The 25,326-nt window shown below is 68.8% G+C and carries 27 protein-coding genes; 20 read left to right on the top strand and 7 right to left on the bottom strand.

The window, feature by feature from the left end; genetic code table 11:
• The first annotated feature begins 16 nt into the window (after positions 1 to 16).
• The 4 genes from rpsP to trmD are packed head-to-tail and all read left to right on the top strand — an operon-like array spanning position 17 to position 1,967.
• Entirely contained in the window at positions 17 to 493 is a 477-nt protein-coding gene (gene rpsP / locus QUE68_RS18555) for a 30S ribosomal protein S16 (protein ID WP_284227611.1), read from the top strand.
• Positions 490 to 732 (top strand): RNA-binding protein, encoded by a 243-nt coding sequence (locus QUE68_RS18550; RefSeq protein ID WP_029114920.1) that lies wholly within the window; start codon positions 490 to 492, stop codon positions 730 to 732. Before rpsP ends, QUE68_RS18550 begins: the two co-directional genes overlap by 4 nt.
• Before the next feature lie 22 nt (positions 733 to 754).
• A complete protein-coding gene (rimM, locus tag QUE68_RS18545; protein ID WP_284227608.1) occupies positions 755 to 1,285 on the top strand; it encodes a ribosome maturation factor RimM in 531 nt (176 codons plus the stop codon).
• A gap of 7 nt (positions 1,286 to 1,292) precedes the next feature.
• Entirely contained in the window at positions 1,293 to 1,967 is a 675-nt protein-coding gene (trmD, locus tag QUE68_RS18540; RefSeq protein WP_284227607.1) for a tRNA (guanosine(37)-N1)-methyltransferase TrmD, read from the top strand.
• 1 nt (position 1,968) lies between these two features.
• Here the strand turns inward: trmD and QUE68_RS18535 are convergent, their stop codons facing one another.
• The gene (locus QUE68_RS18535) at positions 1,969 to 2,910 is read right to left on the bottom strand and encodes a serine hydrolase (protein ID WP_284227606.1); all 942 of its coding nucleotides are present in this window, start codon (positions 2,908 to 2,910) and stop codon (positions 1,969 to 1,971) included.
• A 318-nt stretch (positions 2,911 to 3,228) separates the two neighbouring features.
• Here QUE68_RS18535 and rplS point away from each other — a divergent pair, with 318 nt between their 5' ends.
• The 8 genes from rplS to QUE68_RS18495 all read left to right on the top strand — a co-directional run bounded on the left by rplS (position 3,229) and on the right by QUE68_RS18495 (position 9,152).
• The gene (rplS, locus tag QUE68_RS18530; protein ID WP_284227605.1) at positions 3,229 to 3,570 is read left to right on the top strand and encodes a 50S ribosomal protein L19; all 342 of its coding nucleotides are present in this window, start codon (positions 3,229 to 3,231) and stop codon (positions 3,568 to 3,570) included.
• A gap of 86 nt (positions 3,571 to 3,656) precedes the next feature.
• Positions 3,657 to 4,472, top strand: coding sequence for a signal peptidase I (gene lepB, locus QUE68_RS18525; protein ID WP_284227604.1), 816 nt, complete (start codon positions 3,657 to 3,659; stop codon positions 4,470 to 4,472).
• Positions 4,473 to 4,481: 9 nt separating this feature from the next.
• Positions 4,482 to 5,204, top strand: a complete 723-nt coding sequence (locus tag QUE68_RS18520) for a ribonuclease HII (RefSeq protein WP_284227603.1) — start codon at positions 4,482 to 4,484, stop codon at positions 5,202 to 5,204.
• 4 nt (positions 5,205 to 5,208) lie between these two features.
• Entirely contained in the window at positions 5,209 to 5,514 is a 306-nt protein-coding gene (locus QUE68_RS18515; protein ID WP_024450376.1) for a DUF2469 domain-containing protein, read from the top strand.
• A gap of 8 nt (positions 5,515 to 5,522) precedes the next feature.
• Complete coding sequence (locus QUE68_RS18510; protein WP_284227599.1) at positions 5,523 to 6,335, top strand: SDR family NAD(P)-dependent oxidoreductase; 813 nt, start codon at positions 5,523 to 5,525, stop codon at positions 6,333 to 6,335.
• A gap of 32 nt (positions 6,336 to 6,367) precedes the next feature.
• Positions 6,368 to 7,141 carry an HAD-IIA family hydrolase gene (locus QUE68_RS18505; RefSeq protein WP_284227598.1) on the top strand — a complete coding sequence of 258 codons (774 nt, stop codon included), beginning with the start codon at positions 6,368 to 6,370 and terminating at the stop codon, positions 7,139 to 7,141.
• Positions 7,141 to 8,337: a CoA transferase gene (locus QUE68_RS18500; protein WP_284227597.1), complete on the top strand. Its 1,197-nt coding sequence runs from the start codon at positions 7,141 to 7,143 to the stop codon at positions 8,335 to 8,337. The genes QUE68_RS18505 and QUE68_RS18500 overlap by 1 nt, the downstream gene beginning before the upstream one ends.
• Entirely contained in the window at positions 8,334 to 9,152 is an 819-nt protein-coding gene (locus QUE68_RS18495; RefSeq protein WP_284227596.1) for an acyl-CoA thioesterase, read from the top strand. The genes QUE68_RS18500 and QUE68_RS18495 overlap by 4 nt, the downstream gene beginning before the upstream one ends.
• On the opposite strand, the gene QUE68_RS18490 is transcribed toward QUE68_RS18495, so the two are convergent.
• The 5 genes from QUE68_RS18490 to QUE68_RS18470 form a co-directional block, all read right to left on the bottom strand.
• The gene (locus tag QUE68_RS18490; RefSeq protein ID WP_284227595.1) at positions 9,118 to 11,616 is read right to left on the bottom strand and encodes an AMP-binding protein; all 2,499 of its coding nucleotides are present in this window, start codon (positions 11,614 to 11,616) and stop codon (positions 9,118 to 9,120) included. The two genes, QUE68_RS18495 and QUE68_RS18490, sit on opposite strands and share 35 nt — an antisense overlap.
• Complete coding sequence (locus QUE68_RS18485) at positions 11,616 to 12,674, bottom strand: ABC transporter ATP-binding protein (protein WP_284227594.1); 1,059 nt, start codon at positions 12,672 to 12,674, stop codon at positions 11,616 to 11,618. Before QUE68_RS18485 ends, QUE68_RS18490 begins: the two co-directional genes overlap by 1 nt.
• On the bottom strand, positions 12,671 to 14,248 hold the full coding sequence (locus QUE68_RS18480; RefSeq protein ID WP_454786277.1) for an ABC transporter permease: 1,578 nt from the start codon (positions 14,246 to 14,248) through the stop codon (positions 12,671 to 12,673). The genes QUE68_RS18485 and QUE68_RS18480 overlap by 4 nt, the downstream gene beginning before the upstream one ends.
• A gap of 15 nt (positions 14,249 to 14,263) precedes the next feature.
• Entirely contained in the window at positions 14,264 to 15,283 is a 1,020-nt protein-coding gene (locus QUE68_RS18475) for an iron ABC transporter substrate-binding protein (protein WP_284227593.1), read from the bottom strand.
• Between the two features lie 133 nt (positions 15,284 to 15,416).
• Entirely contained in the window at positions 15,417 to 16,028 is a 612-nt protein-coding gene (locus tag QUE68_RS18470) for a hypothetical protein (RefSeq protein WP_284227592.1), read from the bottom strand.
• 114 nt (positions 16,029 to 16,142) lie between these two features.
• On the opposite strand from QUE68_RS18470, the gene QUE68_RS18465 reads away from it, so the two are divergent.
• From QUE68_RS18465 to QUE68_RS18430, 8 genes are all read left to right on the top strand, one after another.
• On the top strand, positions 16,143 to 16,514 hold the full coding sequence (locus QUE68_RS18465; RefSeq protein WP_284227591.1) for a YraN family protein: 372 nt from the start codon (positions 16,143 to 16,145) through the stop codon (positions 16,512 to 16,514).
• On the top strand, positions 16,514 to 18,025 hold the full coding sequence (locus tag QUE68_RS18460) for a YifB family Mg chelatase-like AAA ATPase (RefSeq protein ID WP_284227590.1): 1,512 nt from the start codon (positions 16,514 to 16,516) through the stop codon (positions 18,023 to 18,025). The genes QUE68_RS18465 and QUE68_RS18460 overlap by 1 nt, the downstream gene beginning before the upstream one ends.
• Entirely contained in the window at positions 18,022 to 19,143 is a 1,122-nt protein-coding gene (gene dprA, locus QUE68_RS18455; protein ID WP_284227589.1) for a DNA-processing protein DprA, read from the top strand. The genes QUE68_RS18460 and dprA overlap by 4 nt, the downstream gene beginning before the upstream one ends.
• Positions 19,144 to 19,152: 9 nt before the next feature.
• Positions 19,153 to 20,193, top strand: a complete 1,041-nt coding sequence (locus QUE68_RS18450) for a glycoside hydrolase 5 family protein (protein WP_284227588.1) — start codon at positions 19,153 to 19,155, stop codon at positions 20,191 to 20,193.
• 63 nt (positions 20,194 to 20,256) lie between these two features.
• A complete protein-coding gene (locus QUE68_RS18445) occupies positions 20,257 to 21,105 on the top strand; it encodes a siderophore-interacting protein (protein WP_284231079.1) in 849 nt (282 codons plus the stop codon).
• Between the two features lie 22 nt (positions 21,106 to 21,127).
• Complete coding sequence (locus QUE68_RS18440; protein ID WP_284227587.1) at positions 21,128 to 22,306, top strand: lactate 2-monooxygenase; 1,179 nt, start codon at positions 21,128 to 21,130, stop codon at positions 22,304 to 22,306.
• A complete protein-coding gene (locus QUE68_RS18435) occupies positions 22,303 to 23,460 on the top strand; it encodes a zinc-binding dehydrogenase (protein ID WP_284227586.1) in 1,158 nt (385 codons plus the stop codon). Before QUE68_RS18440 ends, QUE68_RS18435 begins: the two co-directional genes overlap by 4 nt.
• Before the next feature lie 298 nt (positions 23,461 to 23,758).
• The gene (locus tag QUE68_RS18430) at positions 23,759 to 24,673 is read left to right on the top strand and encodes a tyrosine recombinase XerC (RefSeq protein ID WP_284227585.1); all 915 of its coding nucleotides are present in this window, start codon (positions 23,759 to 23,761) and stop codon (positions 24,671 to 24,673) included.
• Here QUE68_RS18430 and QUE68_RS18425 read toward each other — a convergent pair.
• Positions 24,621 to 25,145 carry a M23 family metallopeptidase gene (locus QUE68_RS18425; protein WP_284227584.1) on the bottom strand — a complete coding sequence of 175 codons (525 nt, stop codon included), beginning with the start codon at positions 25,143 to 25,145 and terminating at the stop codon, positions 24,621 to 24,623. The two genes, QUE68_RS18430 and QUE68_RS18425, sit on opposite strands and share 53 nt — an antisense overlap.
• Positions 25,146 to 25,326: the final 181 nt, after the last annotated feature.

Raw genomic sequence — 25,326 nt, 5'->3', positions numbered from 1 at the left:
GAGAATTCGTTTCACCATGGCTGTCAAGATCAAGCTCGCCCGTTTCGGCAAGATCCGCAACCCCCAGTACCGCATCTCCGTCGCCGATGCGCGCAACCGTCGCGACGGCCGCGCCATCGAGGTCATCGGCAAGTACCACCCGAAGGAAGATCCCAGCCTGATCGAGATCGACTCCGAGCGGGCGCAGTACTGGCTGAGCGTTGGAGCCCAGCCCACCGAACCCGTGCTCGCGCTGCTCAAGGTCACCGGTGATTGGCAGAAGTTCAAGGGCCTGCCGGGTGCCGAGGGCACGCTGAAGGTCAAGGAGCCCAAGGTCAGCAAGCTGGACCTGTTCAACGCAGCGCTCGCCGCGGCCGACGACGCGCCGACCGGTGACGCCACGACGACCAAGAAGAAGAAGGCCCCGGCCAAGAAGGCCGACGAGGCCGAGGCCGCTGAGGCGCCTGAGGCCGCCGAGGCACCTGCCGAGGCCGCACCCGCCGCCGCCGAATGAGCACTGTCGTCGTCGACGCCGTCGAGCACCTGGTGCGCGGCATCGTCGACAACCCGGATGACGTCCGCGTAGACATGGTGACCAACCGCCGCGGCCGCACCGTCGAGGTGCACGTGCACCCCGACGACCTCGGCAAGGTCATCGGTCGCGGTGGCCGCACCGCGACGGCGCTGCGCACCTTGGTCGCCGGTATCGGTGGCCGCGGTATCCGCGTCGACGTGGTGGACACGGATCAATAGAAGCCCAGTAGACGACTCGACCATGGACCTCGTCGTCGGACGTGTCGTGAAGGCGCACGGAATCGGTGGCGAGGTCGTCGTCGACGTTCGCACCGACGACCCGCACGACCGGTTCGCGCCGGGTACCGCCCTGCGGGCCAAGGCACGCGACAAGAGCGAACGGAACTTCGTCGTCGACTCGATGCGCGAACACGGTGGCCGTCTCTTGGTCCGGCTCGACGGGGTCGCGAGCCGTGATGCGGCAGATGCGTTGCGCGGCAGCCTCTTCGTCGTCGACACGGCCGACCTGCCGCCGATCGAGGATCCCGACGAGTTCTACGATCATCAACTCGAGGGGCTGCGGGTGCGCACCACGGCGGGCCTCGACGTCGGCACCGTTGGCGAGGTGTTGCACACCCCGGCGGGAGAGATCCTGGCGGTACGACCCGGCGAAGGGGACGGCCCGGAGATCCTGGTGCCGTTCGTCAGTGCCATCGTGATCGCGGTATCCCTGGACGACGGCCTCGTCGAGATCGACCCTCCGGAGGGCCTGCTCGACCTGGACTCGATCTAGGTGCGTCATGCGCATTGACGTCGTCACGATCTTCCCCGACTACCTCGATCCGCTTCGGCAATCGTTGCCCGGCAAGGCGATTGCGAACGGAACCGTCGACATCGCGGTGCACGACCTGCGGCGCTGGACTCGCGACGTGCATCACTCGGTGGACGACTCCCCGTACGGGGGTGGCCCCGGCATGGTCATGAAGGCGCCGGTGTGGGGTGAGGCCCTCGACGAATTGTGCACCGGTGACACCCTTCTCATCGTGCCGACACCCGCGGGCCGACTGTTACGGCAGGCCGACGCGCAGCGGTGGACCCTCGAATCACACCTGGTGTTCGCGTGCGGACGCTACGAGGGCATCGACCAACGGGTGGTGGACGATTCGGCCGCGAGGATGCGCGTCGAGGAGGTCTCCATCGGGGACTACGTCCTGCCGGGTGGGGAGTCGGCGGCTCTGGTGATGATCGAGGCTGTGGTCCGCCTACTGCCGGACGTCCTCGGCAATCCCGTTTCGCATCAAGACGATTCGCATTCCGACGGCCTGCTCGAAGGACCCAGCTACACGCGCCCGCCGAGCTGGCGCGGGCTCGACGTTCCGCCGGTGCTGTTGTCCGGCGATCACGCCAAGGTGGCGTCGTGGCGTCGCGAACAGGCGGTGCAGCGCACCCGCGAGCGCAGACCCGACCTGCTCTGAGCTAGATGCGGCCGCCGGGGAACATGGTCTTGACGGCTTGAGTGATGGTCGCCCGGGCGGTCTCGGCGTTGGTGGCCTGCATGGAGCTGATCGCCATGACGTAGCGACGATCCGGTCCGATCACGCCGGTGGACACGTGCAACCAGTCCGAGCCGATGCAACACATCCACCCCTGCTTCACCGCAACGGGTTCGGCGTAGAGGCCCTCGGGGATCCCGAACCGCTGCGGGTAGACGCCGCCGGGCACCATTCCGTCGGGCGCGGTGGGGGTGGACGCCGCAAGATTGGACATGATCACGCTGGCCTGCTCGGGCGGCAATCCGCCCGTGCCCGCCAACATCATGTCGTAGTAGCGCACCAGATCGGTCACGGTGCTCATCGTGTTGAACCACCGGCCGTTGCTCGGAGCCCGCGTCGCGGACAGCCCGTAGCGCGCCACCACCCGGCTGATGATCGCGCTGCCGCCGCTGCGGTTCCAGAAGGTCTCCGCGGCGCTGTCGTCGGAGGATCGCAGCATTCGGTCGAAGGCCGTGCGGTCGTCGGGGGAGAGCCGCGTCTGTCCCTTGGACACCTGCAGCAGCAGGTCGTCGGCGATGAACAGCTTGACCACCGAGGCAATCGCGACGGTGCCGATGGCGCCGTTGGTGACGAGTTGGCCGGTGTTGCGGTCGAGGACCGCGACGGTGATGTCCGCGCCGGAGTCCGATGCCGCCGCGGTGGCCTGACGCTCCCGGACATCCAATCCGGTGAATGCGGCGGCCGGCTCGTCGGGCGGTGCCTCCGGCAGCGGCGCCATGCTGCCCAGCGGGGCGACCACGATGAGTGGGGGCGACGCTGGGGCCGGTGGCGTCCCGTAGACCTTGGCCTCGCATCCGCCAAGGACCGTCATGGCGACTGACGCGACCGCGGTCACCATCAGCAGCTTCGACGGCCGCGGGAACATGGCCCTCCATTGGTCGAATGAGTCGAACGAATCGAACGTGTGCCCAATGAATACCCTAACGGCTGGGGTTCAAAGCCGCGCCCGTAGGCGAACCCCGTTTGGCCAGCGTCGTTCATCCGCCGTTTGCACACGATTTCGTCGGTGAGGTGCCCGTCTGGCACAATTGACCAGTTGTCTGTGCACGACGGGGAACACCATCCCCCCTGATGCGCGATACCACGCAAGACCTCGGCCCGGCTCCACGACGCACAGCGACGTGATGTCCACGGCCGCAACGAGACCACGATCAGTAAATCCGAACCACGAGGAAGTGTCACCGTGAACACCCTGGACTTCATCGACAAGCCGTCGCTCCGCGACGACATCCCGCCCTTCAACCCAGGCGACACCGTGAACGTCCACGTGAAGGTCATCGAGGGTTCCAAGGAGCGCGTGCAGGTCTTCAAGGGCGTCGTGCTGCGTCGGCAGGGTGGCGGCGTTCGCGAGACCTTCACCGTGCGCAAGGAGAGCTACGGCGTCGGCGTCGAGCGGACCTTCCCGGTGCATTCCCCGAACATCGACCACATCGACGTCGTCACCCGCGGCGACGTGCGACGCGCCAAGCTGTACTACCTCCGCGAACTCCGTGGCAAGAAGGCCAAGATCAAGGAGAAGCGCTGATCAGCGCCGAGACTGCCCCCGGACGGGTGTGACGGTTGGATCCCGAGCAGCGCGGTGCCACGCACCGCGCTGACTACTCTGAAGGCGTGACCGGACCCTCTGACGCCCCCGACGCCACCGAGGGGGTTGACGTCGAGCGGGATGACGTCGACGAGGATCCGCCGAAGAAGAAGCGTGGCGCGGTCCGCGAAGCCGCGATCCTGCTGAGCATTGCGCTCGTCCTCTACTACGTGATGCTGACCTTCGTGGCGCGGCCGTACCTGATCCCGTCGGAGTCCATGGAACCCACGCTGCACGGCTGCGCCGGCTGCGTCGGGGACCGGATCATGGTGGACAAGGTCACGTACCGGTTCAGCTCGCCGGAGCCGGGTGACGTCGTCGTCTTCAAGGGACCGCCCGCGTGGAACATCGGCTACAAGTCGATCCGTTCGGACAGCACCCCGATCCGCTATCTCCAGAACGCGCTCTCGTTCATCGGCTTCGTGCCGCCCGACGAGAACGATCTCGTGAAGCGCGTGATCGCGACCGGTGGTCAGACGGTCGAATGCCGGGCCAGTACGGGGCTCACGGTCGACGGCAAGAAGCTGAACGAGCCGTACCTCGACGCCAACACGATGATGGCCGACCCGCAGATCTACCCGTGCCTGGGCAATGAATTCGGCCCCATCACGGTCCCGGCGGACCGGCTGTGGGTGATGGGTGACAACCGCACGCACTCGGCCGACTCGCGCGCACATTGCACCAACCAACCCACGGACGCCCAGAAGGGTCTGCTGTGCACGGGTGACCCGATGGCAGGCACGGTTCCGGTCGACAACGTGATCGGCAAGGCGCGGTTCATCGCATGGCCCCCGGGACGGTGGGGCAGCGTGTCCGCCGTCGATCCGCAGACGTCTCAGTAGGAGTGCTGAGTGCCGGCGACCTGGCCGCCTCGCGCCGTGATCCGCAAGTCCGCGGGCCTGCGCACGATCGAATCTGCGCTGTATCGCGGTGGTCTTGGCCCGGTGGCCGGGGTCGACGAAGTGGGGCGCGGCGCCTGTGCGGGACCGCTCGTCGTCGCGGCGTGCGTGCTGGGCCCCAATCGGCTGGAGAGCCTGTCGTCTCTCGACGACTCGAAGAAGCTCAACGAACGCGAGCGCGAGCGGCTGTTTCCGCTGATTCGACGCTATGCGTTGGCCTATTACGTGGTGTTCATCCCGTCGACGGAAGTGGATCGACGCGGGGTGCACGTGGCGAACATCGAGGGGATGCGGCGCGCGGTCGCGGGCCTGCCCCTACGGCCGGGTTACGTGCTGAGCGATGGCTTTCGGGTGCCGGGGCTGCCGATGCCGTCGCTGCCGGTCGTGGGTGGTGACGCCGCGGCGGCCTGCATCGCTGCGGCCAGCGTGCTGGCCAAGGTGAGCCGCGACCGTCTCATGGTGCAGATGGACACCCGGCATCCCGGCTACGGTTTCGCCGAGCACAAGGGTTACAGCACCGCCTTCCACACCGCGGCATTGGCCGAGCGAGGCCCCTGTAGCGAGCACCGCTTCTCGTTCATCAACGTACGTCGGGTGGGCTCCAGCGGGAGGCCGGGCGGCACGCCGATTGGGCCTGAGGAAAGATGTACCGAATACCGACCGGAGGACCACTGAACCGATGAGTGCCGAAGATCTCGAGAAGTACGAGACCGAGATGGAGCTCTCGCTGTACCGCGAATACAAGGACATCGTGGGGCAGTTCAGTTACGTCGTGGAGACCGAGCGCCGGTTCTATCTCGCCAACAGCGTGGAACTGGTGCCGCGCAACGCCGACGGCGAGGTCTACTTCGAGCTCCGCTTGGCCGACGCGTGGGTCTGGGACATGTACCGTCCCGCCCGCTTCGTCAAGCAGGTGCGGGTCATCACGTTCAAGGACGTGAACATCGAAGAGGTCGAGAAGCCCGAACTGCGGCTGCCCGACTGAGTCCGGACGTGACCGAAGACCGGGCGCCCGTCGCCGTCGTCACCGGGGCCAGCCGAGGTGCGGGACGCGGCATCGCCACCGCGCTGCTGGCAGCGGGCTGGCGGGTCTATTCGACCGGTCGGACGGTCACCGAGACCGGGGCCGGCGGCATCGCCGTGACCGTCGACCACCGGGACGACGCTCAGGTGGCCGCCCTCTTCTCCCGCGTCGCCGACGACTGCGACGGCAGGTTGGATCTCCTCGTCAACAACGCGGCGGCGGTCCACGACCAACTCACGGGCTCGAAGCCGTTCTGGGAGAAGCCGCTAGAACTCGTCGACGTCCTCGACGTCGGCTTGCGATCGGCCTACGTGGCCTCGTGGCACGCTGCGCCGCTGATGCTGGCGAACGGCCGTGGACTCATCGCGTTCACCTCCTCACCGGGGTCGGTGTGCTACATGCACGGCCCCGCGTATGGCGCGCAGAAGGCGGGTGTCGACAAGCTCGCGGCCGACATGGCCGTCGACTTCGCCGGTACCGGCGTGACGACCGTGTCGATCTGGATGGGCATCCTCCTCACGGAGAAGTTCCGCAGCGCCTTCTCTCGCCGGCCCGAGGCATTGGCGAAGACCGCGCGGCACGCCGAGACGCCCGAGTTCACCGGGCGTCTGATCGACGCACTGCACCGCGATCCGGCGCTGGGCGAGCTGAGCGGTCAGACGCTGATCGGTGCCGAGCTCGCCGACCGATACGGCATCACCGACGTCGACGGCCGCCGGCCGCCGTCGCACCGGGACGCTCTGGGCGCGCCACGCGTTCCGTCGACCGTGGTGGTGCGCTGACGTCGCCGCGGCGGACTTGCCACACTGGGGGCATGCGCAAGACACCGCAGTGCTGGCTCACCGACATGGATGGCGTTCTCGTACACGAGGAGCGTGCGCTTCCCGGCGCCGTCGAATTCCTGCAACGGTTGGTGGAGAAGGAGCGCCCCTTCCTGGTGCTGACCAACAACTCGATCTTCACGCCACGCGATCTGGCGGCGCGGCTGCTGCGATCCGGCCTCGAAGTGCCTGAGGCCGCGATCTGGACGTCGGCCCTGGCCACCGCGGCGTTCCTGTTCGACCAGCTGCCCGGCGGATCCGCCTACGTCATCGGCGAGGCGGGGCTGACGACGGCACTGCACGAGGTCGGGTACACGCTGACCGACACCGGACCCGACTTCGTGGTCCTCGGCGAGACGCGGACGTACTCGTTCGAGGCGATCACCAAGGCGATCCGGTTGATCGGCGGGGGTGCCCGCTTCATCGCGACCAACCCCGACGTCACCGGGCCGTCGGCCGAGGGACCGACCCCCGCCACCGGATCGGTCGCGGCGCTGATCACCAAGGCCACCGGACGCGAACCCTACTTCGTGGGCAAGCCGAACCCAATGATGTTCCGCAGCGCGCTGAACCGCATCGAAGCGCACTCGGAGAGCACGTTCATGGTCGGCGACCGGATGGACACCGACGTCGTCGCAGGGATCGAGGCCGGGTTGGAGACGATCCTGGTACTCACGGGATCGACGACGTTGGGTGACATCGAGAAGTATCCCTTCCGGCCCAGCCGGGTGCTCGACTCCATCGCCGATGCGGTCGACCTCATCTGATGGCCGATGCCACCCAGCCGCTGGCCGGCGTCCGGATCATCGAGATCTCCAGCTTCGTCGCCGTTCCCTTGGCCGGGATGACACTGGCCCAGCTCGGCGCCGAGGTGATTCGCGTCGATCCCGTCGGCGGGGCCGCGGACTATCACCGCTGGCCGTTGACCGCCAACGGCGAGAGCATCTACTGGGCCGGGCTGAACAAGGGCAAGCACTCCGCCGCCATCGACGCGCGCAGCGACGAGGGGCGCGAGTTGGTCACGCGCTTGATTGTCGACAGTGGCATCTTGATCACCAATGTGGTTGGGCGGCAATGGCATTCCTATGATGCGTTGGTCGAGTCGCGTCCCGATCTCATCCACGTCGAGGTGTCGGGCCGTGCCGACGGTGGCACCGGCGTCGACTACACCGTCAATGCAGGTATCGGCTTTCCGTTGGTCACCGGACCGGCCGGTCTCGCCGCCCCGGTCAACCACGTCCTGCCCGCGTGGGACGTCACCTGCGGGCTGTACGTGGCCCTTGCCGTGACGACCGCGCTGAGGCACCGCGAGGCCACCGGTCGGGGTCAGCGCGTCGCCGTCCCCCTGGAGAACGTCGCCCTGGCCACCGCGGGCAACCTGAGTTTTCTGACCGAGGTGATGATCAACGGCGTCGGGCGCGAGCGCATCGGCAACTCGATCTACGGTCAGTACGGCCAGGCGTTCACCAGCGCCGACGGTGTTGCGTTCATGATCGTCGCGCTCACCGGCCGGCACTTCCGTGATCTGGCCGAGCTGACCGGGACCGTCAAAGCCGTTGCTGCGCTTGGTGAATCGCTCGGTGCCGACTTCACCGACGAGGGGCAGCGCTATCGGCATCGCGACGCGCTCACGGGGCTGTTCACGGTGTGGTTCACCGAGCACACCGCAGAGCAGGTCACCGCGGCCCTGTCGGCGACGTCCATTCTGTGGGAGCGCTACCGCACCTTCGACGAGGCCGCGGCCGATCCGAAGGTGACCGACAATCCCTTGTTCAGCACGCTCGATCAGCCACGCATCGGCGAGTACCTGGCGCCGGGCCTGCCGCTGGCGGTCGACGGTGTCTACCGACCCGCGGTGCCGGCTCCCGCCCTCGGCGACCAGACCGCCGACGTGCTCCGCGATCGACTCGGCTTGTCCAACGACGAGATTCAGCGGCTGACCGACGCGGGTACGGTCGCGTGAGTGCACTGCTGCGCCTGCTCGACGTCGTGGCGGGCCCGTCGGAGGACTGCTGGATCGGGCCGGCCAGCGGACCGGAGGGCAAGCGTGCGTTCGGGGGGCAGTTCATGGCCCAGACCCTCGCCGCCGCTGCCCGCACCGTCGAACCGTCGAAGCTGCCCACCACCATGCATCTGCAATTCCTGCGGGGCGGTGAGGCGGGTGACGACGTGGAGTACACGGTGGAGCGGGTGTTCGACGGGCGGACCACCTCGGCCCGCCGGGTCGAGTCCCGACAGGCCGGTCGCCTCCTGACGGCGGCGAGCGTCTCGTTCGCCGTGCCGCTGGCGGGTCCCGAACACGGCCGGTTCACCTCGATGCCCACGGATCCCGAAACCCTGCCACGCACCGGCCCGCCGGGCCCGGCCCCCTCGATGCCCCTGGACGAGATCGACGTCCGGGTCGTCGACGACCGGTCGACGGGGGAGTTCGTCAGACGCCTCTGGTGGCGCGTCGAGGTGCCGGTTCCCGAGGTGCCACTGCTGCACGACGTGATCGCGGCCTACGTCTGCGACGTGTACATGATCGATCCCGCGTTGCAGGTGCACGGCCATTCGATGTCGGCGCGCACTCACCGCAGCGGGACGACCGATTCGTCGATCTGGTTTCACCGACCGGTGCGGGCGGACCGCTGGAACCTGCTGGAGACCAGGTCGCCCGCGGCGGCCCGGGGCCGGGGCGTGATCACCGGGAGCCTGGTCGGTGCGGACGGCGAGATCGCCGCCACCGTGGCGCAGGAGGGCCTCATCGCGGAGCGGGAGCCGCAGGCCGAGAACTGACGGGCCGGGCCCCACCGATCCGAATCCGCCTGCGCGCCATGATCAACAGCTGCGTGAGGGCGACACCCGCCAGCACCGATGCGGTCACGCCCGCCAGCCGGTGGTCGCCGAACAGCGGATACACCTGATAGTGCACGAGATAGATGACGAGCGACGCTTCGGCCAGCACACCGGCCACCGCCGTCAGCGCTGACGGGCACCGCAGGCCGGGCAGCCAGATCAGCAGCCCCAGACCGGCGAACACCAACAGTTCCCTGTGCACTTCGCCGAAGTAGCCGATGACGCCGATCGCGAGAAACCCAGTGACGACGGCGCGTTGGCGAACCGTCGACGCCTTCGACGCCGCCCAGCCGATCGCGAAGAACCAGAACGCAAGCACGGTGAACCACGCCGCGTGACCCATGCCGAACCCGTCGAAGCGCACCACCAGACCCGCCGCCAGGAAGGCCATCGCGAACGCGTACGGCTTGCGGCGCTCGAGTCGGTCGGCGAGGGGCATCCAACAGACCAGCGCCAGGACCACGAGAATCCACACCACGATCTCGACGAACCACAACCTGCCCGACGTCAGGCTGTCGCCCGGACCGAGGAACTTGTCGGCCAGCAGCAGATTCCACGGCGTGTAGTCATCGGTGATCACCAGCGCGATGGCCACCCATACCGCCGAGGGCACGGCGATCCACGCAATGGTGTTGCGCAGGTGCCGAACTCGCTGAGAGCGCGGCAGCGGGGTCAGGCAGAAGCGGCCGAAGTTGTACCCGGCGACGCCCAGAAGGACGTGGGCGCCGCCCCACAGCGTGTACAGCCCCGCGTGTGACCCGACGACCATGACGATCGCGATCGCGCGTAGTGCGACGCTGGTCTCGAGCGTCGTGCCCCACCACCGCCGGGGTTTCGCCGCAGCCTCGAGCTCCCCGACCGGGAGCTGCTGCCAGTCGGCGGGAAGGTGGCCGATCGCCCGCTCGAGGCGGACCGACATCGATACGTACGACAGCGAGTTTCCGCCGAGGTCGACGAAGCTGGCACTTCGATCGATCGAGTCGACGTCGAGGTGCAACACGTCGGCGAACAGCGCACGGAGATCGAATCGGCCCGGGTCGACTGCCGGGGGGCGGTCGGCAAGTTCGCGAACGCTCTGGAAATCCGGCTTGCCAGAGGGCAATCGGGGGATCTCGTCCACGTCGAGCACGCGGACCGCCGCACGGGGCAGCCCCGAGGCCTCCGCCGCGTGCCTGACCACGTCGCATCCTGGCGGCCGGTCGGCCGCGGCGACGACGAGGAGGCCGTCTCCCTCCGCGCAGATCGCGGTGACGCCTGCCGTGCGCAGACTTGCCTCCACCCGTTCGAGATCGAGGCGCAGGCCGAACAACTTCGCGAACCGGTCGATGCGGCCCACGACCTCGTAGAGACCGTGGGCGTTGCGCCGGGCGAGGTCACCGGTGTGCAGGGCTTCGACGACATGGCCCGCCGCGAGATCGCCGGGCCCGTGCGCGTAACCCATCATCACCCCTGGGCCGCGGTAGACGAGTTCGCCGACGCCGTCGGGCATTCCGTCGACCGGCTCGCCGTCCAACGGCAGGACTTCGAACGCGCCACCGGGTATCGGCACCCCGATCGAGTGCGGGTTCTCCGTCGCGAGTTCCGGTGGTAGATAGGCCATGCGCGCGGTGGCCTCCGTCGCGCCGTACATGACGAACAGCTGCCACCCGCGGCGGCGGCCGAGTTCGGCGAAGCGCCGCACCCGGTCGGGCGCCAGCCGGCCACCGGCCGCGGTGACGTACCGCAGGTGCGGCAGCACCATGTCGTCGAAGCCGACGCGGTCCAGCAGATCGAAGGTGTGCGGCACACCTGCGAAGCTCGTCACGTGGTGCTGGGTCATCAGGTCCCAGAGCTCGTCGTCGACGACCGAGTGATCGGTCAGGACCATGCCGGCGCCGCGCAGCAGGTGGCTGTGGAGCACCGATAGCCCATAGCAGTAGGACATCGGCAAAGTCGTTGCGGCCCTGTCATTCTCGCGGATGTTCAGATAGGTGGCGATGGCCTCGGCGTTGGTCGTCAGATTCGCCGTCGACAGGCGGACCAGCTTCGGTGATCCCGTGCTGCCCGACGTCGACAACAGCAGTGCGAGGTCTGGGTGCAGGTCGTGGGCGGCGCGGTGACGGTGCTCCACGCGGTCGCCGCGGACGATCACCTCGGGGTCGTAGGCCTCGATCACCGCCGTGTGGTCGGCGTCGGCGGGCAGGGGTATCACGACGTGGCCGCCCGCCAGCGCCCCGAGGTAGTTCACCACGGTGTCGACGTCGTTGCGGGTCTCGAGGAGTACGAGTCTGCGCTGGCTGCCGAGTTCGGACGCAGCGGCCGTGACGCGATCGGCGAGTTCGCGGTACGACAGTCGCTGGTGGGCCGTCAGCAGTGCGGGATGATCACCGAAGGAGACGAGGTGATCGAGTAAGCGGTCGAACATCACGCCTGCCGCGGGGCGAGGACGACCACCGGCCCGATGACGTCGACGCGCACCTTGGCGTGCACGGCCGGGGGATCGAGGCTGTGCTGGCGCACGATGATCGGTTCTCCTGCACCAGGATCGACGAGGAGCACAACGTCGTGTCCGCGGAACTCCGAGGACAGCACGGTCCCTAGTCCCTTGCCGTGCTCGTCGCCGTCGGACACGGGCGTGGCGGTCAGCTGTTCGGGCCGCAGCATCAGGGTCGCCGGCCCGTCGTCGACCCGGTCGCGCACCGGCAGCTGGCCCAGCACGCAATCGGCGACATCTCCGCTGACCGTCCCCGGCAACAACACGCAGTCGCCGAGGAACCGGGCGGTGAATTCGTCCCTCGGTGCGAGGTAGACCTGTTGGGGGGTACCGACTCCGGCGAACCGCCCTTCGCACATGACGGCCACCTGATCGGCGATCGAGAGCGCTTCCTCCTGGTCGTGGGTGACCAGAAGCGTCGTCACGTGGGCTTCCGCGAGCAGCTGGGCCACGGCCTGGCGGGTCGACGCCCGCAGACCGGTGTCCAACGCGCTGAAGGGTTCGTCGAGCAGCATCAGTGCGGGTTCGCGGGCGAGCGCCCTCGCCAGTGCGACCCGCTGCTGCTGGCCGCCGGACAGCTCGTGGGGTCGGCGGCGCGCCAGGGACGGGTCCAGGGAAACGGTCTCGAGCAACTCGGCGACCCGGGTGCGCGACCTGCGGGCACTGCCGGTCAACCCGTACGCGATGTTCTGGCCGACGGTCAGATGAGGGAACAGTGCACCGTCCTGCGCGACGTAGCCGATGTCGCGGCGGTGCGCCGGGACACACCCCTTCGGACCGGCGACGATGCGCCCGGCCACGGAAATCGTTCCGGCGTCCGGGGTCTCGAAGCCGGCGACCAGGCGCAGCAGGGTGGTCTTACCGCACCCGGAGGCGCCGACGACGGCGGTGACGGTGCCCTCGGGAATGGTGAGGTCGACGCCGTGGAGCACGGTGTGACCGCCGAACGACTTGGCCAGGCCGGCGACTTCGAGCGCATTGGTGGTCACAGCGCGGCCACCCTGGTCGACTGGCGGAACAACACCAGGGTGACCGGTACCGACAGCAGCACGAGCAGGAATGCGTACGGTGCTGCGGCGGCATAGTCCAGTTCGCCACTCAACGACCAGAAGCGCATCGCCAGCGTGCTGGTGCCGGTGGGCGCGAGCAACAGCGTCGCCGTCAACTCGGTGGCGACGGCGACGAACACCAGCGAGGCACCTGCTGCGGCGGCCGGGGCGGTGAGTCGCAGGGTCACGCGCAGCAGGGTCCTGGTGGGTGAGACGCCCAACGATCGCGACGCCTCCTCGATCCCGGGTGGCACCTGCGCCAGACCCGAGCGCAGGTTGACCATGGCGCGCGGCATGAACATCAGCACGTACGCCGCCAGCACCAGCGAAATCGTCTGGTAGAGCGGCGAAGCGACGCCGATGGCGACCGTGATCAAGGCCAACGCCGTAACGATGCCGGGCATCGAACTGGTGACGAAGTTGGACCCTTCGACGACGCGGGCGAAGAAGCCGCGGTACCGCACCGCGACCCACGCGAAGGGGAAGGCGAGCACGGTCGTCGCCGCGGCGGCCACCGCCGCCAGGCCCGCGGTCTGGACGGTGGCGGGCAGGATGTCGTCGGTGGCCCACACGCTCGTGCCGCCGATCCACAGCCAGCGGGTCACCGTCCACGCCGGAACGCCAAGGGCGAGCACGCCGAGCGCGGTGAGTGCGGCCATGGCCGGAATCGTTCTGCCGCGCAGGCGATGTGGCGAGAGCTGCCGCTGGGCGCCCGAGCCGATCCTGGCATACCTGGCGTTCCCGCGGCCTGCGGCCTCGGCGACCAGCAGGACCAGACAGAGCAGCACCAGGACGCCCGCGAGGGTGCTGCCCGCCGCGCCGTTGAACGTGGCCTGGAACTGTTCGAAGATCGCGGTCGTCAGGGTGGCGAAGCGCAGCATCGCGAAGGCGCCGTACTCCGCGAGGAGGTGCACCCCGATCAGCAGCCCGCCGCCCAGGATGGCCAGGCGCAGCTGGGGGAGTACCACGCGCCGAAAGGCTTCCGTCGCACTGGAACCCAGCGCCCTGGCGGATTCCTCGATCGCGGGATCGAGCCTGCGGAGTGTCGCGGCGGCGGGCACGTAGACGAAGGGGAAGTACGACATCGTCGCCACCAGGATGCCCGCCCAGAAGCCGTGCAGCGACGGCACGACACTGACCCACGCGTAGCTGTTGATGAACGCCGGGACGGCCAGCGGCGCGACGAACAGCGGACGCCAGATCGCGCGGCCCGGCACGTCGGTGCGCTCCACCAACCATGCGGTGGCGACGCCGAGGACGATGCACAGCGGCACGGTGACGACGACCAGACCGATCGTGTTGAGCAGCAGCTCGGCCACGCGCGGCCTAGCGACGAGGGTGTAGACGCGGGCCGGCCCCACCGTGACGACCGACCAGACGACGTAGCCGATCGGCACGAGCGTGGCTGCGACCAAGAACGCCACGACCCCGATCAGCAGCGGCCCAGGGCGCGCACCCGAACGGTCGGCGCGCTGTGGGCGCGGCGTCGCGGGGACCGTCTCGGTGGTGATCACCTACTACTGCACCATCTAGAGCAGGCCGGCCTTCGTCATCAGGTCGGTCACCTTCTGCGAGTCCAGATCCGATGGATTGACCGCAGGAGCCTGCAACTCGGCCAGCGGCACCAGCGCCGGATTGGCGGGTACGCCGCTGGCGACGGGATACTCGAAGGACGTGCCGTTCTGGAGCACCTCCTGACCCGCCTTGCTGGTGACGAAGGTCAGGAACTGCTGGGCCTGCTCCTTCTTCTTGCTCGAATTCAGCACGCCGCCACCGGAAATGGAGACGAACGCGCCGGGGTCTTCGTTGCGGAAGTAGTGCAGTGCGGTGTTGCCGCTGATCTCCTTGGTGCTGGCCTGATCCCGGAACCAGTAGTAGTGGTAGATCACGCCCCCGTCGACCTCACCCGCATTGATGGCCCGCAGGGTGGCGATGTTGTCCTGAAAGATCTCCGCATTGACCTTCATCCCGGCGAGCCAGGCCGCCGTCGCGGGTTCCCCGGTGAGGTCGAGCATCGCCGCGACGATCGCCTGGAAGTCCGGCTTGACCGGCGGGGCGCCCCAACGGCCCTTCCACGCCGGCAGTTCGAGGTCCATGATCGACTTCGGCAGCTGGGCCTCGGTGAGCTTGGACGTGTTGTACGCGAACACCGTGGTGCGTGCGGCGACGCCGGTCCACTTGTTGGTCGCGGGGCGGTACTGCGGGGGCACCTGGGCGATGGTCGCCTGGTCCACGTCCGCGAAGAGCCCGGCCTTCTCGACCGCGGCCATGGCGGGTGAGTTCTCGGTGAGGATGAGGTCGGCCGGGGACGAGGCGCCCTCGGCGATCAACTGGTTGCCCAGTTCGGTGTCACCGCCCTGGCGATAGGTCACCTTGATGCCGGTCGCCTTGGTGAAACCGTCGATCCACTCCTTGGTCAGCGACTCGTGCTGGGCGTTGTAGATCAACAGCCCGTCGGACTCGTCGGATGTCGACGAGCACGCCGTCGCGCTCGCAATGAGGGCGACGGCGGACAGCAGTGCGCCGATCCGCCTCCAAGGTGACCGCATCCAGTTCGTCCCTTCCGCGCTGGTGGTGGGTCCGCCAGCGCACATCAGGTGAGGTTTACCTAACGAACATACCTGGAACGCGGAGGGGCGAGGCGCCCTCCTCGGGTTCTAGCCATCAGCGCTGCCCTAGCGTTCAGGCGGGCAGATCCGTGTACTGCATGGTGTAGCCGTCGGCGCTGAAGGTGAAGCCGTTGCCGGTGAACTCACTGGCACAGGAGATGCCCGTCGCCTCCTGCACGTTGCAGCGAAAGCCGGCGACGATCAGCACCTTCCCGAACGGGAGGATCGCGGCGGGGCCGGGAACCAGCGAGTATCCGGGCGAGTCGAGCACGGCGAACTCGGGTTCCGCGGCCCGGCCCACCCGAATGGCGTTGGGCGCTTCCTCCGTCCCGTCGGCGTTCGCGACGGCGTCGGGGGCATCCTTGACGGGAATCCCCGAACCGGTCGACGCCTGACAGCCGGCCTCAGCCCGCGGGATGATCGCACACACCCACCGCTTGCTGGGGCTGGTGAAGTAGTACGCCGAGTCACCGTTTGGCTGTGGTGACGCGTAGTCGAAGGCGTTGGCCAGGGCGTCGTTGGTGGGTCGGTTCGGCAGCGGCGGCGGGGCCGTCGTGCTGGTCTGAGTGGTCGGTCGGGCCTCGTCGGTGTTGACGATGGTGCCCGAGCAGCCGGCCACCGCCACGGCAGCGACGAGCAGCAGGAGCGCGGACGCGAGGGCCCGGTGGGGGGTTCGGCCAGCCATGGCGGCCATCCTCGCACGCCGGTTTCGGAGCCTTGCCTGTGGACGAACTCGCGTCTGTGGATGAACGGCCGATGTAGGGCCGATCTCGTCAGAGCCTGCCCGCATGGTGTGGGCATGACGGAAACCTGGAGCCGGGCCCAGATCGGTGCGCTCGGCGAAGACATGGCGGTCGAGCATCTACGGGCGTCGGGGCTGCGGGTGCTGGCCCGCAATTGGCGTTGTCGCCATGGCGAACTGGACGTCATCGCCGCGGACGACGAGGCGGGTGCGGTGGTGTTCGTGGAGGTGAAGACCCGCACCAGTGACCGGTTCGGCGGGGTGGAGCAGGCGGTGACACCGCAGAAGGTGCGGCGCCTGCGTCGCCTCGCGGGCGCATGGCTGGCCACCCAGGACCAGCGCTGGGCGCAGGTGCGCATCGACGTCATCGGTGTCCGGATCGGACGCGGCCCGACCCCCGAGCTCACCCATCTCGAGGGGGTGGGGTGATGCCGCTGGGGCGGGCGTACTCGGTGGCGGTGTGCGGGGTGGACGGTGCGATCGTCGAGATCGAAGCCGACATCACCTCGGGTCTGCCGGGGGTCCATCTGGTCGGGCTGCCCGACGCCGCGCTGCAGGAGGCCCGCGACCGGGTCAGGGCCGCGATCACCAACTGCGGCCACAGTTGGCCGATGTCCCGGCTGACGCTGGCGTTGTCACCGGCCACCCTTCCGAAGACTGGTTCGGCGTACGACGTGGCCCTGTCGTTGGCAGTGCTGTCGGCGCATCTGAAGAGGTCCTGGGCGAAATTGGATACGACGGTGCTGCTCGGCGAGTTGGCACTCGACGGGCGGGTGCGACCGGTGAAGGGCGTGCTGCCCGCGGTGCTCGCGGCCAAGCGGGAGGGCTGGCCTGCCGTCGTGGTGCCCGTCGACAATCTGGCCGAGGCCAGCCTGGTCGACGGCATCCAGGTGTGGGGGGCGCGGACGCTGCGACATCTGCAGGCCTGGCTCTCGGGCAAGGGTCCGCTCGACGACCGGGTGGAGGCCTGCGCGTCGGAGGCCGAACCAATGGCCGATCTCGCCGACGTCGTCGGGCAGTCACACGCCAGGTTCGCGGTCGAGGTCGCCGCCGCGGGCGCCCATCACCTGCTGTTGACCGGGCCGCCCGGGGTGGGCAAGACCATGCTGGCGCAACGGCTTCCGGGTCTGCTGCCGCCGCTGTCCCACGAAGAATCGTTGGAGGTGACGGCGATCCACTCGGTGGCGGGCCTGCTGTCGGGCGGCACGCCGCTCATCACGCGGCCGGTGTTCGTCGCTCCGCACCACACGTCGACCGTCGCCGCACTCGTCGGCGGCGGTTCGGGTACCGCCCGGCCGGGGGCGGTGAGCCGCGCGCATCGCGGGGTGCTCTTCCTCGACGAGTGCGCCGAGGTCAGCTCCAGCGTGCTCGAAGCGCTGCGAACACCATTGGAGGATGGCGAGATTCGTCTCGCGCGCCGGGACGGCGTTGCGCTTTATCCGGCCCGCTTCCAGCTCGTCATGGCAGCGAACCCGTGTCCGTGTGCCCCGGCCAAGCCAAGTGACTGCATCTGTGCGGCCGCGGTCAAGCGCAGGTATCTCGGCAGGCTGTCCGGTCCGCTGATGGATCGCGTCGACCTTCGGGTGGAACTGCATCCTGTCCGATCGGGTGCCATCGCGGCCGCCGAGGGCGAATCCACCGCGACGGTCCGAGAACGGGTGGCCGCTGCCCGGGCCGCCGCGGCCGCTCGGTGGGCGCCGCATGGCGTGCGCACCAACGCCGAGGTCGGCGGACCGCTGCTGCGCCGGCGTTTCCGCCTGGACACGACGGTGATGACACCGCTGCGTAGTGCGCTGGACCGCGGCGAGCTCAGCATCCGCGGCGTCGACAGGACATTGCGTGTCGCCTGGACCCTCGCCGACCTGGCGGGTCGTCCGCGGCCCGAGCTGTGCGACGTCAACACCGCGCTGAGCTTTCGCCAGGTCGGAGGCGAGCGGTGAACGACGAGAGCCGGGCGTGGGCGTACCTGTCGCGGGTCGTCGAGCCGCCATGCCACGACCTCGCGGAGTACGTGACGCGCGTCGGACCCGTCGAGGCCGCGGACCGCATCAAACGGGACGCCGCGCCCCGCGAGCTGGCCCGGCTCACGGCGGCACGACGCGAACTTGATTGTGCAACAAAGGATCTCGACGTGATCGGGCGCCTTGGTGGCCGCCTGCTCACCCCCGGCGATGCGGACTGGCCGCTGCTGGCCTTCACGTCGTTCAGCGGACAGCCCGTCCGCGACCGGCCAGCGGGACGAGCGCCGATGGTGCTGTGGGTCATCGGGCAGGATTCCCTCGCCGACGTCGCGGAACGCGGATGCGCGATCGTCGGCACCAGGGCGGCGACGTCCTACGGTGAGTATCAGGCCGCAGATCTGGCCGCCGGCCTGGCGGAACGGGACGTGGCGGTGGTCTCCGGCGGCGCCTTCGGCATCGACGGTGTCGCGCACCGTGCGGCGTTGGGTGCGGAGGGTCTGACCGTCGCGGTGCTCGCGGGTGGAGTGGACGTGCCGTACCCCTCCGCGCATTCGGCGATGCTGCGCCGCATCGGTGAACAGGGCCTGCTGGTGAGCGAATATCCCCCGGGAGTTCGGCCGGCCCGGCATCGCTTCCTCACCCGCAACCGGTTGGTGGCCGCGCTGTCGGGAGCGACGGTGGTCGTCGAGGCGGGCCTGCGAAGCGGTGCAGCGAGTACGGCGGCCTGGGCCGAGGCCCTGGGGCGTCCGGTGTGCGCCTATCCGGGCCCGGTCACGTCGTCGGCGTCGGCGGGGTGCCACGTCCTGATCCGAAACGGCGCGCTGCTGGTCACCCGTGTGGAGGAGGTCGTGGAGCTCGTGGGTGCGGCGGGGGAGATCGCCCCCGAGCCGGCCCGACCCGTTTCGCCGTTGGACGGTCTCACCGACGTCGAGCTGCGCACCTACGATGCGCTTCCGGCGCGGGGTGCGCGCACCGTCGACCAGATCGCGGTGGCCGCCGGTATGCCGCCCACCGAGGTGCTTGGACCGTTGGCGACCTTGGAACTCGCCGGTTTGGTGCGGCGTCGGGACGGGAGGTGGCGGATCGCGCTCCGGTAGGTTGGCGCCATGCACGGCATCGGGACATGGGGCCGTCGGGTGGCCGCACTCCTGCTCGTCGTGACCACGACCGTTGCCGGATGCCGTACCACGGGAACCGAACCGGTGGTGCCGGCCGATGGCTACGGATTCAGCGTCGGCGCCTCGCAGATCTGGATGAGTGCCGAGGACGCCAACCGGGAACTCGACGCCGCGGCGATGACCAGTGCCCGCTGGATGCGTGTGCACATCGACTGGCATGCCATCGAAAAGGTTCGGGGACAGTTCAATTGGGATTACGTCGACCGCTGGATCGATGGCGCCCGGGCGCGGGGCATGCGGGTGCTGGGGTTGCTGACCAACACCCCGGACTGGGCGAAGGTGCCGGGCACGGCGCTGTACGCACCACCGATCGACCCCGGCGACTACGCCGCGTTCGCGGCCACCGTCGCGAAGCGCTATCGCGATCGCGTGACGGACTGGGAGGTATGGAACGAGCCCAACCTGCCGCGCTTCCTCGGGTTCGCCGACAGCCGCGCCGCGGTCTACGTCGGGCTGCTCAAGGCGGCCTATCCGGCGATCAAGGCGGTGCAACCCAACAGCACGGTGATGTCGGCCGGACTGAGCCCCGCCGTCGGCGTCGACGGGCCCGCCAACTTCCTCAACGACATGTACCTCAACGGTGCGAAGGGTTACTTCGACGCAGTTGCCATGCATCCCTACGTCTTTCCCGGTGGCCTCGCAGAGGATCCGGACAACTCCTGGTCCGATCTCGCCCGGGCACACGACGTGATGACGCTCAACGGCGACGGTGACAAGAAGGTGTGGATGACGGAGTTCGGCGCCCCGACGTCCGATCCGGCCGCCGAGGGTGTCAGCCAACAGGAACAGGCCCAGCAGATCCTCGACGTGCTTGCGGGCGTGGCCGCCGCGGGGTGGAGCGGGCCCGCGTTCATCTACAGCATCCGCGACGTCGACACCGCCAACCCCGGCAACCGTGAGGACAACTTCGGAGCGCTGCTGACCTCGGACTGGCAGCCCAAGTTCACCGCGGGTGTGCTCGCACGGTAGCTGCCCACCCGGGCGTGCCCGCTCGTATAGTCGGGGAGGCCGACCGACGATGAAGAGGTGACTGTGGCAGGGCGTCCGATCCACCAGTTCGAGGTAGTCCGCACGGAATGGCTGGCGCCCCACATGATTCGGGTGGTGCTGGGCGGTGGCTTCACCACCTTCACCCCCAGCGACTACACCGATTCCTACGTCAAGATCGTGCTACCCCGGTCCGGCACCGACGTGTCGGCGCTGCCGACGCCGTTGACGCTCGACAGCTTCAAGGAGTTGCCCGACGCGCATCAGCCGGTCGTGCGCACCTACACCGTGCGCCGCGTCGACCCGGCCCGCGGTGAGATCAGCATCGACTTCGTCGTCCACGGTGAGCACGGAGTGGCGGGCCCGTGGGCCAGCTCGGTCCAGCCGGGCGACCCCGCCTACCTGATGGGTCCCAGCGGCGCCTACGCCCCAGACCCGGCCGCCGACTGGCATCTGCTCGCGGGTGACGAGGCCGGGCTGCCCGCCATCAGCGCCGCATTGGAGGCGTTGCCGCCCAATGCCGTCGGGAAGGCATTCATCGAAGTCAGCGGCCCCGAGGACCAGCTCGAGCTCACCGCACCCGAGGGCGTCGACGTCCACTGGATCTACCGCGGGGGTCGCGCCGACATGGTTCCCGAGGAGCGGGCCGGCGACCACGCGCCCCTGGTCGCGGCCGTGAAGGAGACCCTGTGGCTGCCGGGGCAGGTGCAGGTCTTCATTCACGGTGAGGCGCAGGCGGTCATGCACAACCTGCGGTCCTACGTCCGCAAGGAGCACGGCGTCGACGCGAAGTGGGCGTCGATATCGGGCTACTGGCGACGCGGTCGCACCGAGGAGACCTTCCGCCAATGGAAGGCCGAGCTGGCGAAAGCGGAGTCTGCGTCCGCGGGCTGAGCAAGGCTGGCACTCTTGGCCCATGGCATTCGGTGACTACCAACTCGAGATCTACCTACAGGGCCTCTCCGGCGTCGTGCCGTCTCTGCCGATGGCGTTCGCCGAACTGGAGGCCAAGGCGCAGGCCGCCATGTCCCCGTCGGTGTGGTCGTACGTGGCCGGCGGCGCGGGCGACGAACGCACCCAGCGCGTCAACGTGACGGCGTTCGAACGCTGGGGCCTGATGCCGCGGATGTTCGTGGGCGCCAAGGAACGGGACGTGTCCGTCGACCTGTTCGGGCTCACCCTCCCTTCGCCGGTCTTCATGGCGCCGATCGGCGTCATCGGACTGTGCGCGCAGGACGGCCACGGTGACCTCGCCGCGGCGAAGGCGGCCGCCCGAACCGGTGTCCCGATGATGGTGTCGACGCTGACCGCCGATCCGATGGAGGAGGTCGCCGCCGAGTTCGGCGACACCCCGGGGTTCTTCCAGCTCTACACCCCGACGGACCGCGACCTCGCCGCCAGCCTGGTGTCGCGGGCCGAGGCCGCCGGATACAAGGGGATCGTCGTCACCCTGGACACCTGGGTGCCCGGCTGGCGGCCGCGCGATCTGTCGACGTCGAACTTTCCGCAGCTGCGCGGGCACTGCCTGTCGAACTACACCAGTGACCCCGTCTTCCGCGCCTCACTACCGCAGACGCCCGAGGAGAACCCGCAGGGCGCCATCTTGAAATGGGTCTCGATCTTCGGCAATTCGCTGTCCTGGGATGACCTGCCCTGGCTGCGATCACTGACGAAGTTGCCGCTTCTGGTCAAGGGCATCCAGCATCCCGACGACGCCCGCCGCGCCATCGACGGCGGGGTCGACGGCATCTACTGCAGCAATCATGGCGGGCGGCAGGCCAACGGCGGCCTGCCCGCGATCGACTGCCTACCGGGCATCGTCGAGGCGGCTAGGGGCGTGCCGGTGCTGTTCGACTCCGGCATCCGCAGCGGCGCCGACATCGTGAAGGCGTTGGCCCTTGGCGCCACCGCGGTCGGCGTCGGCCGGCCCTATGCCTACGGCCTGGCGCTCGGCGGCGTCGACGGCGTGGTGCACGTTCTGCGTTCGCTGCTCGCCGAAGCCGACCTCATCATGGGGATCGACGGCTATAGCTCGCTGAAGGATCTGGTGCCAGATGCGCTGCACCGCGTCGAGTCGGCCGGGGTGTCGCGATGAGGGCCGTGCGCTGCCTGCAGGGCAACCTCGAGGTCGTGGATCTTCCGGCGCCTCGGCCGCAGAAGGGCCAGCTGGTACTCGACGTGCGGCGGTGCGGTATCTGCGGTTCCGATCTCCACGCCCGCCATCACGCCGGCGAGCTCGAGGACGTGATGGCCACCGTCGGGTACGAGGACTTCATGCGCGCGGACACCCCCGTCGTCATGGGCCACGAGTTCTCCGGCGAGGTCGCCGAACGAGGCCACGGGGTCGGCAAGGAGTTCAAGGTCGGCACGCTCGTCGTCTCGTTCCCGTTGGTGCGCGCGCACGGCGGCGTGCACCTGACGGGGCTGTCGCCGTTGGCGCCCGGTGGTTACGCAGAGCAGGTGCTCGCCGAGGCGGCGATGACCTTCGTCGTCCCCAACGGTCTGTCGGCCGACGTTGCGGCGTTGACCGAGCCGATGGCCGTCGCGCTGCACGCGGTGCGCCGCAGCGACATCGGCAAGGGTGACGTGGCGATCGTGATCGGCTGCGGCCCCGTCGGGCTCGCCGTGATCAGCCACCTCAAGGCGAAGGGGGTGAAGACCGTCGTCGCGAGCGACTTCTCCTCTGGCCGAAGAGCTTTGGCCACCCGATGCGGTGCCGACGTCGTCGTCGACCCGTCGGTGGACTCACCGTACGAACGGGCGGGCAGCAAGGGAACGATCACCAAGGCCCCCGATCTGTACGAGCTCGGCATTGGGTCGATGGAGAAGCTGCGCAAGCTACCCGGCTGGTCGCATGTCTACCGCGCGGCGGACGCCTTCGGTGCGGCAGGCCCGAAGCGGCCCGTCATCTTCGAATGCGTGGGCGTCCCGGGCATGATCGACGGCGTGATCGCTGCGGCACCCTTGAACTCGCGTGTGGTGGTCGTCGGCGTCTGCATGGGAGAGGACAAGCTGCGGCCCGCGCTGGCAATAGCCAAGGAGGTCGATCTGCGGTTCGTGTTCGGTTACACGCCGCTGGAATTCCGCGACACCCTGCACATGCTGGCCGACGGCAAGGTGGACGGTTCGCCACTGCTCACCGGCACCGTCGGCCTCGACGGGGTGGAGACCGCCTTCGACGCCCTCGGCGACCCCGAGACGCACGCGAAGATCATGATCGATCCGACCAGCGCGGCCGTCGCTCCCTGATCGTCACGCCGCGTCGTCGTCTTCGAGGTGAGCAAGCGTCTGGCGCGACCTCCGGGGGATGACCACTCTTTCAGCGCTAAGCGCGTTGTCTGCACCATGGCGGCGATCTGCCCTCTGACGCGCCGAACCGCGACCCTGACGCAGAAACGGAACCTAGGACTCCACATGAGTGGTCACCGGAGACAGGCGGCGGCCAAGTTCGGCGCCCTGACACATACAGGTCACTGTGTGATCTCGAATTCCCGACATGCGTCTGCGCCCGAACGCGACTCCGCGCACCCTCTGCCACCGTAGGAGCGTGGCGGTGGCGGTCGATGCGGTTCTCGAGGAATTCGACGAGTACCTCGCGTTGCAACGCGGCCGCTCCGAGCACACCCGTCGCGCGTATCTCGGTGATCTGCGGTCGCTGTTCGGCTTCCTCGCCGACCGGACGCCGGACCCGTCCTTGGAGCGGCTCAGCCTGGCGGTGCTGCGGACCTGGCTCTCGACCCAGGCCGCGGCAGGCACCGCGCGCACGACTCTAGCGCGGCGGACGTCGGCGGTGAAGACCTTCACCGCATGGGCTTCGCGCCGAGGTCTCTTGGAGGGAGATCCCGCGGCGCGCCTGCAGGTGCCGAGAGCGCGCCGCACCCTCCCCGCCGTATTGCGCCAGGACCAGGCGCTCGACGCGATGCACGCCGCGACGTCCGGCGCAGAGCAGGGTGATCCACTCGCGTTGCGCGACCGGTTGATCGTGGAGATGTTGTACGCCACGGGTATTCGCGTCAGTGAACTGTGTGGTCTCGACGTCGACGACGTGGACACCGGGCGGCGCGTGCTGCGGGTCCTCGGCAAGGGGGACAAGCAGCGGACGGTGCCCTTCGGCGAACCAGCTCTGCGGGCCTTCACCTCCTGGCTCACCGACGGCAGGCCCGCATTGGCGACGCCGACGTCTGGTCCCGCACTGCTGCTCGGTGCGCGAGGCAAGCGCCTCGACCCGCGCCAGGCCCGAACCGTCGTGCACCAGACGATGGCCGCCGTCGACGGAGCTCCAGACATCGGGCCGCATGGTCTCCGGCACAGCGCGGCGACGCACCTGCTCGAAGGTGGCGCGGACCTGCGCGTCGTCCAGGAGCTGTTGGGTCACTCGAGTCTGGCGACCACGCAGCTGTACACCCATGTCACCGTGGCGCGATTGCGGGCCGTTCACGATCAGGCGCATCCACGGGCTTGAGCCGAATCGGCGTCGTCTCCACGAGCCCCAGGGGGTCGACGTAGTCGGCCCGTGACGACGGACCCCACATCGCACCCCAGTGCAGGCATGCCGACGCGCCGCAGCCGGGGTGACCCGCGACCAACGAACCGACCACGCTGCCGGGGTCGACGAGCTGGCCCACCCGCACGACGGCCCGCACCGGTTCGTAGGTGGTACGCAATCCGCCCGAATGGGCGATCGACACCAGGGGCCTGCCCGCCAACTCGCCGGCGAAGACCACCGTGCCCGCCGCCGCGGCGTACACGGCCTGACCGTTCGCGCCGGTCAGGTCGACGCCACGGTGGCCGCGGTTCCAGTTGGGGGTGGGGGCGTCGAACACCCGCAGCACCCCGGGCCGGGGCCGCAGCGGCCAGTCCAGCCGGCCATCGACGGCCCCAGCCGGCGCCGCGGTGAGCAGGCTGACCGCCATGAACACCGCGAGGAACCTCATCCACCCAGTTCAGCGTGCCGATCGGACTGACGGAAGAGCGTCGAGGCACATCTGTGGATGAAACCGCCACTGTGGATCGGTTCGTGGACGAAGCATGCATGTCAACGGTGTAAACTCGGTCCCGCAATCTGCATCAGCGGATTGACTTCGCGCGCCTGTGCGCGGCCCCGTTATCTCAAGG

This window comes from Mycolicibacterium sp. TUM20985 (assembly GCF_030295745.1).
Lineage (GTDB): Bacteria > Actinomycetota > Actinomycetes > Mycobacteriales > Mycobacteriaceae > Mycobacterium.
Note: the sequence above shows the minus strand (reverse complement) of the source record. Positions and strands in the feature narration are given on the sequence as shown.

Excerpts from the sequence above, each read along its gene's own strand:
- rpsP (WP_284227611.1), top strand. The coding sequence starts at position 17 with ATGGCTGTCAAGATCAAGCTCGCCCGTTTCGGCAAGATCCGCAACCCC.
- QUE68_RS18550 (WP_029114920.1), top strand. The coding sequence starts at position 490 with ATGAGCACTGTCGTCGTCGACGCCGTCGAGCACCTGGTGCGCGGCATC.
- rimM (WP_284227608.1), top strand. The coding sequence starts at position 755 with ATGGACCTCGTCGTCGGACGTGTCGTGAAGGCGCACGGAATCGGTGGC.
- trmD (WP_284227607.1), top strand. The coding sequence starts at position 1,293 with ATGCGCATTGACGTCGTCACGATCTTCCCCGACTACCTCGATCCGCTT.
- QUE68_RS18535 (WP_284227606.1), bottom strand. The coding sequence starts at position 2,910 with ATGTTCCCGCGGCCGTCGAAGCTGCTGATGGTGACCGCGGTCGCGTCA.
- QUE68_RS18515 (WP_024450376.1), top strand. The coding sequence starts at position 5,209 with ATGAGTGCCGAAGATCTCGAGAAGTACGAGACCGAGATGGAGCTCTCG.
- QUE68_RS18505 (WP_284227598.1), top strand. The coding sequence starts at position 6,368 with ATGCGCAAGACACCGCAGTGCTGGCTCACCGACATGGATGGCGTTCTC.
- QUE68_RS18500 (WP_284227597.1), top strand. The coding sequence starts at position 7,141 with ATGGCCGATGCCACCCAGCCGCTGGCCGGCGTCCGGATCATCGAGATC.
- QUE68_RS18490 (WP_284227595.1), bottom strand. The coding sequence starts at position 11,616 with ATGTTCGACCGCTTACTCGATCACCTCGTCTCCTTCGGTGATCATCCC.
- QUE68_RS18475 (WP_284227593.1), bottom strand. The coding sequence starts at position 15,283 with ATGCGGTCACCTTGGAGGCGGATCGGCGCACTGCTGTCCGCCGTCGCC.
- QUE68_RS18470 (WP_284227592.1), bottom strand. The coding sequence starts at position 16,028 with ATGGCTGGCCGAACCCCCCACCGGGCCCTCGCGTCCGCGCTCCTGCTG.
- QUE68_RS18465 (WP_284227591.1), top strand. The coding sequence starts at position 16,143 with ATGACGGAAACCTGGAGCCGGGCCCAGATCGGTGCGCTCGGCGAAGAC.
- QUE68_RS18460 (WP_284227590.1), top strand. The coding sequence starts at position 16,514 with ATGCCGCTGGGGCGGGCGTACTCGGTGGCGGTGTGCGGGGTGGACGGT.
- QUE68_RS18450 (WP_284227588.1), top strand. The coding sequence starts at position 19,153 with ATGCACGGCATCGGGACATGGGGCCGTCGGGTGGCCGCACTCCTGCTC.
- QUE68_RS18440 (WP_284227587.1), top strand. The coding sequence starts at position 21,128 with ATGGCATTCGGTGACTACCAACTCGAGATCTACCTACAGGGCCTCTCC.
- QUE68_RS18435 (WP_284227586.1), top strand. The coding sequence starts at position 22,303 with ATGAGGGCCGTGCGCTGCCTGCAGGGCAACCTCGAGGTCGTGGATCTT.
- QUE68_RS18425 (WP_284227584.1), bottom strand. The coding sequence starts at position 25,145 with ATGAGGTTCCTCGCGGTGTTCATGGCGGTCAGCCTGCTCACCGCGGCG.